The organism is Paenibacillus planticolens, assembly GCF_013141725.1.
Lineage (GTDB): Bacteria > Bacillota > Bacilli > Paenibacillales > NBRC-103111 > Paenibacillus_E > Paenibacillus_E planticolens.
Window position 1 is genome coordinate 261574 of record NZ_WHNZ01000022.1, and the last position, 15429, is coordinate 277002.

Annotated in this window: 9 protein-coding genes; 1 reads left to right on the top strand and 8 read right to left on the bottom strand. The window is 46.1% G+C overall.

All coding sequences use genetic code 11. From position 1 onward, the window contains the following. Positions 1-35: 35 nt before the first annotated feature. From GC097_RS12270 to GC097_RS12285, 4 genes are all read right to left on the bottom strand, one after another. On the bottom strand, positions 36-6203 hold the full coding sequence (locus GC097_RS12270; RefSeq protein ID WP_171683581.1) for a glycoside hydrolase family 78 protein: 6168 nt from the start codon (positions 6201-6203) through the stop codon (positions 36-38). A gap of 859 nt (positions 6204-7062) precedes the next feature. Further along, the gene (locus tag GC097_RS12275) at positions 7063-8106 is read right to left on the bottom strand and encodes an S-layer homology domain-containing protein (RefSeq protein ID WP_171683582.1); all 1044 of its coding nucleotides are present in this window, start codon (positions 8104-8106) and stop codon (positions 7063-7065) included. A 135-nt stretch (positions 8107-8241) separates the two neighbouring features. Next, complete coding sequence (locus GC097_RS12280) at positions 8242-8994, bottom strand: pseudouridine synthase (RefSeq protein WP_171683583.1); 753 nt, start codon at positions 8992-8994, stop codon at positions 8242-8244. A gap of 6 nt (positions 8995-9000) precedes the next feature. Beyond that, positions 9001-10563, bottom strand: a complete 1563-nt coding sequence (locus GC097_RS12285; RefSeq protein WP_376768383.1) for an RsmB/NOP family class I SAM-dependent RNA methyltransferase — start codon at positions 10561-10563, stop codon at positions 9001-9003. Positions 10564-10679: 116 nt separating this feature from the next. On the opposite strand from GC097_RS12285, the gene GC097_RS12290 reads away from it, so the two are divergent. Further along, complete coding sequence (locus GC097_RS12290; RefSeq protein WP_171683584.1) at positions 10680-11189, top strand: thioredoxin family protein; 510 nt, start codon at positions 10680-10682, stop codon at positions 11187-11189. 41 nt (positions 11190-11230) lie between these two features. On the opposite strand, the gene GC097_RS12295 is transcribed toward GC097_RS12290, so the two are convergent. The 4 genes from GC097_RS12295 to GC097_RS12310 are packed head-to-tail and all read right to left on the bottom strand — an operon-like array spanning position 11231 to position 15394. Beyond that, a complete protein-coding gene (locus tag GC097_RS12295) occupies positions 11231-12328 on the bottom strand; it encodes a GerAB/ArcD/ProY family transporter (protein WP_171683585.1) in 1098 nt (365 codons plus the stop codon). Between the two features lie 5 nt (positions 12329-12333). Continuing rightward, positions 12334-12573 carry a hypothetical protein gene (locus GC097_RS12300; RefSeq protein WP_171683586.1) on the bottom strand — a complete coding sequence of 80 codons (240 nt, stop codon included), beginning with the start codon at positions 12571-12573 and terminating at the stop codon, positions 12334-12336. 4 nt (positions 12574-12577) lie between these two features. Continuing rightward, complete coding sequence (locus tag GC097_RS12305) at positions 12578-13777, bottom strand: Ger(x)C family spore germination protein (RefSeq protein ID WP_171683587.1); 1200 nt, start codon at positions 13775-13777, stop codon at positions 12578-12580. Between the two features lie 15 nt (positions 13778-13792). After that, on the bottom strand, positions 13793-15394 hold the full coding sequence (locus GC097_RS12310) for a spore germination protein (RefSeq protein ID WP_171683588.1): 1602 nt from the start codon (positions 15392-15394) through the stop codon (positions 13793-13795). Between the last annotated feature and the right edge of the window lie 35 nt (positions 15395-15429).

Genomic DNA, 15429 nt, shown 5'->3' on the forward strand with positions numbered 1-15429 from the left:
TAATTGTATCATAGGACCGCAATTAATTCCTATACTTATTGAACTCTATGAACACCGACGGATTGATTGACATTGCCGATGATATGGACGGGGATTTCTTCCGTTTTTACAACCCCGTTGCGATATCGGATCCGAAAATGAATCGTTTGCAAGCCTAGCGGCAGACCTTCCGAGAATGATTGAAATCTGGCATCGAAAATTTCTCCGCCAAACATAGTAGAATCTCCTGCAGACGCCATTAAACGTTCCGATACATATAGCGGCTTAGCATCCAAACCGGTCGTATCCAGCCAAGCTGTAACCTCGTCAACAGGTGCCGGCGAGCTCTGACAGGCTACGACGAATATTTCACCCGAGTAGAAATCCTTAGGCACAGCGGCGGTCTGATGACCGCTTTTTTCGTGTAAAAGCAGCCAATTGTCGGTATACGTTACGTCCGATCGAATCGTCAGCGGCGCTGCTGCAATCATTTTAACCATTGAGCTTGATAGCAGGCCATCTGATACCGTAAGAGTTACCTTATAGGTGCCGGGAGCGAGAAACTCTTGCTTGATATCTTTTGAGTAAAATAACATCACAGTCCCATTGGGTTGCTCCAATTTCCATACATAGCTAAGAGTATCGCCATCAGGATCAAATGAAGAATTGATGCTTTGCACCACATCGCCTTCCCAAACCGGTTTAGGCGTCCAATCAAATTCAGCTGCAGGAGGCCGATTGATGTAAAACCATGTTTGCTCTGAATAATCAGACCAAGCCGTTCCATCCAATACTCTGACTCTGACACGAAGTTTTTGACCGGGAGGAAGATCGCGATCGGCTTGCCAGCTGCCTTGTGCTGCAGCCGTTCCCTGGTACAATTGTCCAGTGTCCAGTACCATCACATCATTCGACTCATTGGTAATTTGAATCTGAAAATAGCTGAACCTTGTACCGGGATCAGGGTCCGTCTGTGTCCATTGAAACGTGGGCCGAAGTTCTGAGAAAATCGTAGGCACAGCCTGAGTCCCATTCGGCACCTTCATAGCCGCAGAGGGCGGTCTGTTCAAAGTGAACCATCCTGAGTTGGACCATTCAGACCAGTATCTTCCGTCATTCACACGAACCTGAACTTGGTAGGGGCCGGGTTTGCCTGCGATTACCGACAAGCCAAACTGCTCGATGGGATGTACCGTCCAAGAACTGTTCGAGGTATAGTACTGACAACCATGCCACGTACCGGAACCTTTATCATAGCTGCATCCATGAGCGTAGCTGCCTCCTCGGATGGCGTTATTGGCATACCCATTATCATTGTAGGTAACTTGAGCGCCATTTTCATCAAGGATTCTATATTGGAAGTTTTTATATTCCGTAGACACGTCCTCGTCCGTTTGGTTCCACGAAGGGATTAGCATCCCACTGGCAATCGGAGTAGGATTTAACCGTGTCCCGTCTGGAAAAGTCAAAACAGCGGAAGGAGGATATCCTTTAATGAAATATTTCTCCGACCACTCAGACCATGCTCCTTTCTCGTCCTGCACGCGAATCCTTACCTTGTAAATTCGGTTATCCTGCAACGACATTGCAGCGGTATAACTTAATCCAACTGTCACACCGTCACTTTTGAGGTTACTGTTTGAAGTAACAACCGCAGGATAAAACTGACTTACCCACCTATACTGCGGATTGCTATTGTAGTCGTAATAGTAATATTGAATATCGATTTCAGATTTTACAATGTAACTATCCGCGTCGTAATCAACCGCATTCCAAGTGATCAGCGGATTTGATGCCTGCGCCCCGGATGGGTTGCTGAATTCAGCGCTGGCGGGATTCGTAATATCGACATAAGGGGCATGATTTACAGGCGGAGCCTGTAGCCAAATATAGGACTCTGCCCAGTCAGACCACGCGCCGTATTCATCTTTTACAGCTACCCTGAATGTGTATAGCCCCATCTCTTTGACCCGATCGATAAGTCCCGATACTGTTGTTCCGTCCGGAAGGATATATTCATATCTGCGCTCAAGTATTCCCTTTGTAACGGCATAGTTAATTCCTGTAGACTCCGTAGAATAATTATCAGACGATAACCATCGATCCGGGTCGTAGCTCATAGAATCATCGCACCATACCTTGTAATACAAATCTTGGGTGCAGCTTATCCTGCTTACCGGTCTACGATGAATCAAAATATTTCTCGAAGAGGGATCGGACTCAGATAAATAACTGGCAAAAATCCCGTTAGGAAACGCATAGCCTGGTGGAGCCGGGTCGTCGGAACCGGTATAGGTCAACATATACAAACCGACTTTATCCAATATTTTCACTGGGCCGCCTCTTACCACTTGACCGTGATAGACAGACAATCCACTTTGTCCATCCCCTGCATCCAAAAATTTGGCAGCATTCGTATGCTCATACTTCCATTTGTCTTGCTCCGTAAGATGCGGGTCGTTTTCTAGGTCCTCATACGTTATTCCGTAGGTTAATTCTTCTCCTGCAATTCCCGTATCACTTATTGTCGTGTTATCTATTATTGGAATTTTAACAAAAACGTTGCGAAAATGAGCGCCGAAGCTCCCAATGAATGCTCCGTAGGTCCCTGAAGCAAAGGTCGAATCCGATGCTTCAAAGATAGGAAGCTGCCCTAATCTGACTTTCACTTTTGACCCTCTAACCGAAAGTTTGAGGTTTATAAAATCCGTCGCAGTCAAACTAATCGGGCTTGATCTCAGCTCGAAACGATTCCCATTTACTATTTTAACGAAAGAAATCCGATTCGATGTCATTTCCAGCCTGTACATATTTTTGTTGTTTTGCGCCCTGAAAATAATGCCTGAAGGTGCATTTACGCTAGTATTCCTACTCGTTTGCATAAAGTCAAAATAGTAGTCCGCATCGGTGATATCGGTGTCTTTTTTTAGAATTTGACCAACTTCCGATGAAGCGTACACTTTGGGAGTGGCCATTGCTCCTTTAATGGTGTACAAATAATATTTGTTAAAAGAGCCGGTCGTATCTTCGTCATAGCTGGATACGAGACTGCCGGAACTGCAGCCTCCACAAGATTCCCATTTAAAATTATACCTTCTGAGCTTGTGATATCTTTCCTGCAGTTGCAAATAATATTCACCGTCTGCTCCAAATCCGGAGTCTAATATCGTAAACTTTCTACTTTCGTACAACGATTGCTCATTACTGTGATCGTTTTTGGGACGCAAATTAGCAGTTGTATATTCTGCAATCTTAGTGGCAAATTTATCTGCGATGATCACCTTATTGAATCCGTCTGCCACATACACGTAGCCATCTTCAGAAACATCCCATCTCACTTGTACGAATGAACTTGTTGAGCTTTCCCAAGCATCCCCCCTTATAACACTTCCATACCTGGATTGACTGCTATCGTTCCGATTAACGATACTGACATCTAATCGCCTAGTAATCCCCGTTATTTTGTTATACGAAGTAAGGTAATTGGTGTAAGTTCCTCTATCCGCTGAGTTGCCGCTACTGTTTGTATAGTTGGAATTACTGTATGTACTCACATAATCTTGATGCGCATAGACGGCTACTTCGGAGTCCTCATAAATAGCGCCACTATTTAAACTCGGTCTTGTGATCGTTGCGGCAGGCACTTCCCGCCCTGTTTCCACGTCATACCATAGCGAGGGATCTCCGCCACCGCAATAATAGCAGTAACTGGGATTTAGGAGCGTATACGGTATTTTTATTTTCGTGCCGTCATCATTGATCTCCATATTGTTAGCATTTGCTATTTGGTTAGGCTGGGTAGGAAGAGCGAAAAAACTGGAAACCGATTTGTAGTAACTTTCAAAGCTTTTTACCCAGGAAGTTTGGCCAGAGGCATCTTTTCTCGTATAATCACACCACCAATGATAGGTATCGTTAACATCTGAATTTGCTGCATAGTAATATTTGCAGGATAGACTATAGCTTCCCCCTTTAGCGTCATAGGTTAAGTAATTGCTAGTATGGCTTGCTGTTTGCGCAGAGTTATCCCCGCTAAGCTGAGTAGTTGAAGGCTGCCCATAAGTTATTCCTAGCGAATTGGCCATTTGCACGGTATATGGAATAGCACCAAGAACTGCTACTCCGCTTTTATTGCCTAAGTACTGAGTGCCATATAGGGTTGGAGTACTGTAATTACTTTCTACGTCAAGTCCCACTGTCGCTACAGCGTTGGTAAAAATCAAAGCACTTGCGGGAGCCTTGTATGGAGCTTTTGCATAGTGGGAAGTAAATGCTTTGGTTACAGGGTTAAAGGTTAGTCCAATCTCCTTTGTTTTATGCAGATTTGCGTTTGTAAGTGTTGAACCTTCCCACTGATCGCCAAAGGCCATTAACATTTCGTTCTCATTTACCGTTTGAAAAATGGGAGGTTCTGGATTTGCGCTCGTAACCGTAAATGCGACCTCGGGAGAATCATTTCTGATATCAATTACAAAAGAATTGGTGTCTATTAGTCCCCAATCTTCTTTTGTTGTAACCGTTAGTTTATAGTTACCCACCTTGGCAGCAGGAAGCCGTGCAGATCCGCCAACAGTTATAGGTATATTCAGCGGCATGTGATCATTAAATAATCCGTCGTTGTTACTGTCATACACATAGGTAATCCCAGTCTCTACAATGATATCTCCGTCCGGACTATACGAAATGTCTCTGAAAGGAACATCACCGCGAACCGCAAAAAGCGGAAGGTTAATCCCGGCAACGGGAGGCTTATCCTCAACAACATTCAGATTTTTGATCGCCTTATTTTCCGGCAGACTCCGTACGCCATAATTATCTTTAACTTCGAGCGTAATCGTTTCAATACCGACATTGGGGTAGACTGGCAGCTTATTCGTCCAAAAATACTCTGAGATGGTTCGGTTCTTAGCTGCTCGGCTGCAGGCTCCATTGATAGCGTTAGTGGCCAAAGGACGATTTTGCACGACACGGCTGGGGACATTTATGCAAGGATCTGGTTCTGGACGAGTAATGGTTATGGTGGCATCCTTTTGTGTGCAACTCCCTTTATCATCGCACATTTTTGCCGAAATCTTGTGTTCGGCGGCTATTGATGCCGTTAGCCATGTCAGTTTATCTTCTCCTTTTGAATAACCCAAGGAAGGAAAACTTTTGATCCAAGAACTTGAACTGTCCGAGAACAACCATTCGAAAGTTACAAAATCATCGTCAGGATCGTAACGATCTGGCAGCATTTCAGGCAGCAGCCTCACATTTACTTTATCGCCGAGAACTGCCTCGGTTATAGGCGTACGACTAGTGTAATCGTTGTCTGGAAACCATCCGATTTCGAACTGAGGCGGTCGATTGGGAGGCTTCGGACCCAGCGTAAACTTCCCCTCATAAAAATATGAAGTCCCTCCGCAGCTATCCTCCAGCTTGTAAGAAATATCTATTTGACCGCTTTGCATGTTTCCGGGATAACCAATGAAGCCCATCATTCCGTAAGCAAAAATAGACATATCGCTCGTTGACGCACTGCTGAGCGTACTCCAACCGTATTGAACATATTCTCCAGTCGTCTGAGAAAGAATGAAGCGTCCTCTAACAGGTGTACAGCCGGAAGAGATTGTCCAATCTGCCTTGATAAGGTTGGAATCTTTCCATGGGATAGAAGGTTTGTCGGCAGAAGTTTTGCCGGAGTATTTGCCGCCTGTAGGCGAACAGCTCGTTTGTGGATTAATAATTTGAGAAAATACATTATTCGAGGAAGTTGATTCTGAGATATCGTCATTGGCATCGACGGTTAGTGTGATGTTTTTCATACTGTTGAACGTATAGGGGATTGTCTCGGTTTTCGTCTCCCCTGGCGGCAGTCCTGCCGTGTAGGTAAAAGTCTTGAATACTGTGCCGTCAGCAGCAAGGGTTACTTGGAAGGAAGTACCGCTCGGGATGACAACACCGGCGTTTTTGAACTTGATAATGAGGTTAGTGCTAGAACCCATGGGGACACAATTGCCTGCATCAATGGATAATGCCACTAGATCGGGTTTGTTGGGCGGGGTGTAGGTGACTTCGATATAGGTTTGGTATTTGTAGGTTTCTCCTTTCCAGAGACCTATGGCGTACATGTAATAGTTTCGTAGTAGACCGTAAGGTGGAGTTTGGCCGCCGGTGATTGCGTCCTGTTCTTCGTAGTAAAATGAATCTACTGAATTATCTAGTGGCAACATAGTTCTAATCATTCCTGTACCATCTTTTTTCCCTTTTCCATATGATAAGGGAATTGCTTGGGAAAATGGATGCTGTTTAGCGCCAATGATAGAAATAGTACTCTGTACTAATTTGTCTCCGTCAGTTATTTCTGGCGAACCAAATTCTAACGAGACCGCATTCTCATTTTCGAACCAACGATTGGGTCGATTAACCTCATAAGCAGTTGTTACTGCCCATCCCTCTTTACCATAATCTTTTTCAATATCTCCACTTGCTGAAGTGTCAGCTTTACCAGAAATCTTGTACTGAGGCGAATCATATGTATAACGTAGATCTGGTCCATTTTTAGTACCGCCTATTTCTCGGTAGTCGTAAGGATTTGAAGTATACCTATATCTTCCCATTGAAGGTATAAGTCCTGGATAGGATGAAGGATTTCCAGCTATACCATTAAACTCTACAGGAGGAGTGACTTCGCCCTTATGTTCCCAGATCTTCCCTAATGGTTGCCTGTATATCTGGTGACCTGGCATAGTTTCAGACACCCCATATACATGTACTTTCTTCCCAGTTATTGATGAAATATAGATTACTGTGCCTGACGTACAATCAGAGCATGTTAATTCTGAACCATTATTAAATATTCTTACTGAAGTAATATTTCCTGATAAATAAGGACTTAAGTCTTTGTTTACCTGTTTAATTGGCGCAGCAGAAAATTGCGCATTACTAGTCATTTCCTTAAAAATATCTTGTTCATAGTCATAGTATAATGTTTTCATTGTAGCAGCTTGAACTTGGGTAGGTTCCATGTAAGACATAATTATTTGAGAGCATAAAAGAACTAGTACAAACCTCACAAAAAGAATTTGCAAACGTAACTCCCTCCTAAGGTATTGCAACAACTACTTTATTACTGACTAAATCAAATCCTATTCCTGTTTTAGCAAGATCTCTTCTAGCGCCATAAGAGACAAATCCAGTATAAATTCCTGGAACAGCAAATCTTATTACACGTGGCAATGCTTCATTCGAGACATGTAATGGTCCTGTTCCATCATACAAAGTAAGATATTGATAACCACCTAAATTAAAACTATCATCTGCAGTTTCATCGACTTGTACTGTGAATTTAGCCATAACCACAAAATCTCTCTGTTTATCCACTCTAGAATTCCAATGTGAAGTATCGATATACGCCATAAAAGGATCATACTCATCAGATGGATCAGCTATGATTACCTGCTCTAACTTCACTGTAGCCCCCTGACCCGCACTCCAGGTATTCCCAATATTTTGCGCCTTCAACCCCAACATCGTCCCCACATTACTCCCAGTAGCAGCAATCTCCGCCGCACTCGCCGCATACTTATCGCCCGGCAGCTTTTCCCCCTTCCTAGCTGCAAGAATCCGCTCTATGATCGTAATCGCCTGGGCACGCGTGCTAGTCCCATACACGTCCAGATCAGTACTGCTTACCCCATGAATCAATCCCAGTTTCGTAGAATCAACCATAGTCCCTTTCAAACTCTTATCAACACTTCGAACACTCAAAATAGACATCTCGTATCTTTGCAGCGGTTCATTGTATCGCTCGGGAAACTCGGCAGGGATAATTTCCTGCGCTTTCAACCGATCCACATAGGGCTGAAACCATCCATCTCCCCCTACCTGATTAACTTTTTCACCCGTAGCGAGCGCCACCATTTTGATAAATTCAGCACGGCTGATTGGCGAGTCAGGCTTAAATGTTCCATCTTCATAGCCATCGACGTACTTCTTCTCAACAGCCGTTAGAATGGACGGCTCCGCCCAATGCTGAGTCGTATCTTTGAAACGAATCAAACTCTGCGCAGAAGAACCCATAACATCATAGCCAATGGATGCAGCACAAAGCATGGCAATTCCAAAAACAGATAATCTTGTTTGCATAAGAACCCCTTTTCTCCGCAAAAAAACCGCCCTGACATCGCGAAGTACTAAACTCAACGATGACATGGGCGGTTCTTCCGCACAAAACTATTTTTATTATCTCAAAATACCATATACTAGTAGTTTTGTAAATCTCTAATTTTGAACTTCATTAGCATTTTGCAGAGCAGTCAGTTCTTCAACCGTCAATTCTCTCACTTGACCTAAAGCCAGATTCGGATCTAAGGCAAGCGGCCCCATGGAAATTCGTTTTAAGTACGCGACTTTCTTACCAACCGCTTGGAACATCCGCTTCACCTGATGAAACTTACCTTCCATAATCGTTAACTCGATTTCGGAGAGCACTCCACCAGCTTCGTTACCGGTACTCACAATTTTCAAAATACCCGGAAGCGTTTCGTACCCATCATCCAAGGTAACACCTTGCGAAAATGCCTCGATATCCGCCTCCGTAACCTCCCACTCTACTTTTGCAAAGTAGGTTTTTGGGACGTGCTTGCGGGGAGAGAGCAGGTTATGTGCGAGCTTCCCATCATTGGTAAGCAAAAGAAATCCTTCTGTATCCTTGTCCAATCGGCCGACAGGGAAGACTTCGAATGGCGCATAAGCCGCATCCAAAAGATCAACCACGGTCCGATCGCGATTGTCTTCCGTAGCAGAAACAACGCCTTGCGGTTTGTTCATCATCAGGTAGACGAACTCCCGGTAAAGCACCGTTTCGCCGTTTACCTGAATGATATCCTTGTCGGGATTGACTTGCATCCCGCTGTCTTTGACCTTCACGCCGTTGACATAAATCGAGCCTTCCTTAGCAAGGCGCTTTAGTTCAGAGCGCGTGCCGACGCCTACATGGGCGAGTATTTTATCGAGCCTTTGTGTTTGTTTCATGACCGCTTAGGTCCACCTCCAGCCAGGCGGGTATTCGTTCTTGAGCATCCCGTCCAGCCACTTGCCCCAGCCGACGGGATGCTCATCAATGCAGACAAGGCAGTAGCCTTTGGCTGCCTTGGTCACTTCCGGATCGCGGATAATCTCGCTCTCCGCGACTTCGAGCGTCTCGCCCTTCAAGTACCGAAGGGCTCGCTCGTCGCTCGAAGCCAAGCTCAGCGCTCGCTTCGCTTCGCGCATGCGCAGTCCCATGGCTAGCGCATGGGACGGCTCGAATCGGCCGCGGTGCAGCGCGCCGATGTACCAGCCTGGCCGCACGACTTTCAGTCCGTGCAGCTCAGGCAAATTCGCCGGCGACGCATAGGCGTGCTCGCCGTAGCACACAAGCCGCAATTCGGCGAAGGGCTCGCTGCGCAGCAGCTCGTTCTCGAACGCTTGCAGCGGCTCCAAACTCACGCGGGAATCGCTCCCCGCGCGGCCTTTTCCACGCAGCGCCTCACGGCCGCTGCGCGCCCCCGCTCCCGATGCCGACACAAAGTCGGCAACCGTCCCTTTCTCCGTCCCTGCAACCGTCCCTTCATCCATCCCTGCAACAACCCCATAACCCTTCCGAAGCACAGCCACATAATGCCCCTCACCGCGCAAACGATGCGGCCAAAGCCGCGCCGTACCCGCAACCGCCTCACGTGCACGAGGCGAATAATCCCCTTCACACCACGGCTCACGCAGCCAATCCGGATGCCCAGCTTCAAACCGCGTAACCGGCACCACTTCAAACACAGGATGCTTGTCCAAAAACTCCGCAATCTGGGCCTCATTTTCTTCCGGCGAGAACGTACAAGTGGAATACACGATCGTGCCGCCGGGCGCAAGCATTTGAGCCGCTTGCCCAAGCAGTTCCCTCTGCATCTCGGCAAATTCCTGCACCGTATGACGCTCCCACTGCTGCATCATATCTTCTTCCTTACGGAACATCCCTTCCCCTGAGCAAGGGGCATCTATTAATATTTTATCGAAATAACCCTGAAACACGTTTAACATCCGTTCAGGCCGCTCATTCAATACGACTGCGTTCCGAACTCCGAAGAGCTCTAAGTTTTTGACTAACGCCTTTACGCGATCCGAATGGTTATCATTCACGACGAGGACGCCTTCGCCTTGCAGCTTCGCGGCAATCTGGGTAGATTTTCCTCCCGGAGCCGCGCATAGATCGAGCACCTTTTCACCCGGCTGAACCTGCAGCAGCTCCGCCGGCGCCATCGCGCTGGGCTCTTGAATATAATAAAGTCCTGCATGATAATAAGGATGTTTGCCAGGACGTTCTCCTTCTTCATAGTAAAACCCTTCTGAAGTCCATGGCACAGGCTCAAGCGCAAAAGGGCTTTTTTCCAAAAAGTCAGCTTTCGCGATTTTGCCCGTATTCACTCTTAAACCGTAAGACCTCGCTTGGTCATAAGAAGACAGAAAGAGCTCGAATTCTTCTTCCCCTAATAAATCCATCATTTTATCCCTAAACAAGGGCGGCAGCTGCTTCGTCATCTGATCTACTTCTCTTTCCTCTTTTATCATCGCTATTATAGCTGAACTGTCACGAAACAGCCAATTATTTTCAAAATACGAACAGGATATGCTATACTTTTATCGAAATTAATAGTAAGTAACCAACACAAGATGAGGTGCATGAAATGAAGAAACTGCTTATTTATCTAGGCATTGTCGTTATTTTATTTGGGGGTTTGTATTTCGTCAATCAGCAGTCTACCAAATCATCGGATAAAGCGAACGCTGGCAATCCTTACGGCGTTGCAGCGTCTAAGCTAAATCCCGAAACTGTGAAGCAGCTGAATGACCCGAACTATCAAAATCTTATTCTGCCTAAAGATCTCGATCAAAGGCTGAAGAACAAAGAAACCTTTTTCCAATATTACTACGCATCCACCTGCCCGCACTGTAAAATCACCACTCCGGTCCTTGTTCCTATGGAAAAAGAATTGGGTCTTGATGTGAAGCAATTCAATTTAGAAGAATTCAAAGACGGCTGGGAAAAGTATAAAATCGACTCCACACCGACCCTCGTTTATTACAAAGACGGCAAAGAAGTGGACCGTATCGTTGGCGGTGTTCCTGAAAACGGAGGCACCGGCGGCAATACGCCGGAAGTATTTAAAGCTTTTTTCCAAAAATACAAAGGTTAATACGCATGGCCCAAGCAGCGGAATCCGCTGCTTTTTTTCATCTATTGGCTTCTGAGTTTTTTTCGTAAAATAGCGGAGAGGAGCAGTAACAAGGGGATAACGAGCCCGAAGGTTCCAGAGAAAAAGACCCAAATTTTAGAGGAAAACTGAACGAAATAGGACGCATCCGGGTAAGCGATGATCGAAAGAACGAGCAGGCTCATTCCCAAAGGAACATATAACTGGCGAATTTCTGTCAGTTTAAAAATTTCTCCTAATGCCACAGCAGACGCGTACAGACAGAGCGTTAGCTTAAAGTAGATGGTAATGAACCAAATCCCCGCCATAACAACCTCAAGACGTTCGAGGAAATTGCCAATAGAGATTCTTCGGGCTAATGAGAAGCTCGGATACATTTGAATCGCGGTTAAATCGTCGCCCAGCACAAGAATAGATAGAAGCGAAATGACAATTAGCAAGCAGCCCCCAATGGAAACCCCTGCGAGAAACGCCTTCCCCAGCTTTTGGGTCTGATTGACGAAGGGCATAATCATTAAAAAGACGACAAGTTCCATATACGGCGTTCCAATCAGAGGAATTGACGCACGTACAACAGGTTTGAGCCCATATCCGAGTACCGGCAGCATATTGCTTGTTTTCATTTGGGTTGGAAGCAGGATAAACATGAGGAAGAAAAAGGTCAACACCCAAGGAAGAAAAATTTCCGATGTGCGCGTAAAAGTTTCCAGCCCGTTGCGAATGCCCAAAATGACGATGGCCAGAAAGAATATATGCGTAAACTGCAGCGGAGTATCCACCAGGACCTGGGTTGAAATAAAATCGCCTAAATTGCGAAGCACCAATGCGGCCAGAAGAAAGAAGAAGCAGAAATAGAGCAAGCCGATCGCTTTGCCGAACCATTTTCCCATGAGCTCCTCGCAATAGGCTACCAACGTTTTCTGGGGAAAACGCCGACCAAGAGCTTGATATAAAATGACGAGCAGCAAGCCGAATAAGAGTCCTAGAATGGCTGCAATCCATGCATCCTCCTTAGCATCATAGGCGAGCCCCGAAGGTGCGATAAGAATCGAACTGCCAATCGTAAACAAAATGGTCAAAATCGTAAACTGATGGACACCGATCCTTCCCTTCTCAATCATGTGATTCACCTCAATTTTAGAATGCCAAAAACAAACTGACTGACTGGATGATACACATAGGTAATCCAATCCAGTGGATTCGGAAGCGCCACCCTCTCAAAATGCAAAATGCAAAACAATGCTCCTATGAATAAGAGGGAAGAAAATACCCAGATTTCTGCAGCGAGCTGTTTGTTCAGCAGGTCCGGGAGTTCCAGCAAACCCGTGAGAACAACAATGATGACAATCGAGATGATGATCCACATGTTATCAATCCTCCTTAGGGCGCAAAATGATGGAGTTATTCGTTGTACCTAGGCGGCGAATATGCAAATCTATAGAGATATTTACTTGCAGCTGGGTGAATTCATTTGGCCAATCCTGCTTTATGTTCTTCCACGTCTTGGGGGACGCATCCTCAATGAGCTCACCAAAGCCGAATATATCCGCTTTATTCTCCTTTGCTTTGTTAATGGAAGAAGTCATGACTTTTTTTAGGGAGTTGGCGGCGATTTTCTCGATCTCATGTATCGTGTCCGGATCCAGCAAATCGATCTCACATTGAACTTCGCTTATATTTTCCTCCATCATGACGTGAATGTTGATTGCCGGCTTGCCGTTTGTCACTTGCCCTTTGACTTTGGTTTTTGAACGAACGATTTCTACGGTTAACGTTCCGCCTTTGGGACATTCCAGATGCCCCATCGTGCTTTTGACATTCCCCATAATATAGTTATATCCCTTGCTTTCATCCTGGTTCAGCCAATCGATCAACTTGTCCTGTCTAAAGAGAGCTAACCCGGTATACTGCAAATTAGTGATAGGTTCTGTCTCCGCTAAGGACGACTTCGACTTCCCCGTCTCTGGATTGCCCTTGATTCGAATGCCGGTTAATACCGCCTCGGTTGTCGGTTTGCTAAGATTGCTTATAAACTGATCGATGCGAACGCTGACCGTCGGGGCCCATGCCTTCTCTGAAGTTTCCAACGTTTTGAACATTTTGTTGGCTGGAATCCTTTCGATTGGCGTTAACACTTGCAGCACTTTGGAGGCGGTCGTACCTCTGGCAACGATGATGTAGAAATCGGATCGGATTTCATGGTCTCTGGTGATGCCATCCAAGACTTTGGCCACCCCTTCGCGGGCCAGCTCCTCCCCAATGACGATAATGCGCAAATGGGAAGCAAACAATTTACGGGGAGCTGAAGTCGTCAATTTCCTTGCTGCTTCCAGCGTTGAAATTCCCTTCGCCGAAAGGGTGGTGATGGGCGTGCTGTAGCCTGCCCCTTTTTTCGAAGCTACCTCATTGGGGTTTACGATTTGCGCAGTAACTAAGTACTCATCTCCGCTTTTATCGAAACCTACGCCAACCGTGATCGCCAAATCGTTCAATTCATGCCGGTCCCAACATCCGGAGAGTACAAAGCCAAGTAAGCTTAGCGTACAGAGAATACGAGCTAATCTTATCATTGGCAGATCCCCCCTTTATTCTGGTCTTGGTTTACTTGTCGGGGCATTGTTTTCGCGAATGATATTCGTTTGACTAATAAATCGAGGTCTGGAGAACAAGCCCCATTGCGGCAATTTGAGGATAGTATCCTTCTGATCGGCCAATACGAACGGCGCCATTGGAGACATGTACGGAACTCCAAATGAACGCAGGGAACAAAGATGCTGAACCATTGCGATTAAGCCAACAGTAATACCGAATAAGCCAAAGGTAGCTGCAAATATCATCAAAATAAAACGGATGATTCGCACGGGGATTCCCATACTAAAAGCCGGAATGACAAAGTTAGCGATCGCTGTAATCGCCACAACAATAACCATAGCCGGTGATACCAGCCCCGCTTCCACAGCTCCTTGTCCGATCACTAACGCACCTACGATCGATACGGCTTGACCTACCGTCTTAGGGAGCCGAACCCCGGCTTCGCGCAGAATCTCAAAGGTCACTTCCATCAGCAGCGCCTCCACAAAGGCTGGGAAAGGAATGCCTTCCCGCTGTGCAGCTAAGTTGAACAGTAATGAGCTTGGCACGAGCTCCTGGTGAAAAGTCGTCATCGCAATATAGAAGGAAGGTGCCATCAAGGAGATGAAAAAACACATATACCGCAGCATGCGTAGCAGCGTTGCAAATTCAGCACGTTGATAATAGTCCTCCGCCGATTGAAAAAACTGCGTGAAGATCACAGGCGCCTCCAGCACGAAAGGCGTTCCATCCATCAATATGGCGATGCGCCCCTCCAGAAGCCCAGCCGCAATCACATCGGGCCGCTCGGTATTGTACACGGTCGGGAACGGCGTGAAGGTTTCATCCTGAATGAGCTCCTCGATGTTGCCGCTTTCCAGAATGCCGTCAATATCAATGCGCCCCAGCCGCTGCCGCACCTCGTCTACAATTTTGTCGTTCGCAATGCCGTGAATGAACATGATCGCCACTGTTGTTTGCGTAACTCTGCCGATTGTCATGCTTTCCAGCCATAAATTCGGGCTCTTGATACGCTTTCGGATGAGCGAAATGTTCGTGCCTATGGACTCCGTAAATCCATCGCGGGGACCTCTCACGACGGACTGCGTAGACGGCTCCTCCACGGAACGCTGTTCTTCCGCAGATGTATTAACGGATAGTACCTGTGTATAACCTTCGACAAAGATGACGGTTTCTCCTGACAAAATCCGATAGCACACTTCTTGATAGTCGCTGATCGTTTGGACTTCTCCATACGTCTGAAGCATATTCTTCATTAAATCGGGTAATTCATAGAATCCTGTTTCTAAGCCTAGTAGGAGTTCAGTCGATTTTGCCGTTAAGCCGTTCATGATATCCTGAAACAATGTTTTATTTACCATCTGCTCCAGGAAAGCAAAGCCTATTTTGCAATCCGTTTCTAGTGCCAGGTAGAGTTCACCGGTTTTGAGATCGGCGCTCTTGCCAAAGGTTATTTGGATGTGCTCGATGTTCAACGTGGTATCGCCGGAAATGCTTATTTGCGAAAAGGGCTGTTTCTGCTCTTGAGATTGCTCCGTTGGAGTTTTGTCACGATTGAATAGTTGATGCAGTGTCTTGGTCCACGATATCCGCATTGTCGCCACCACCACATTCATGTTAAAATCAGGCC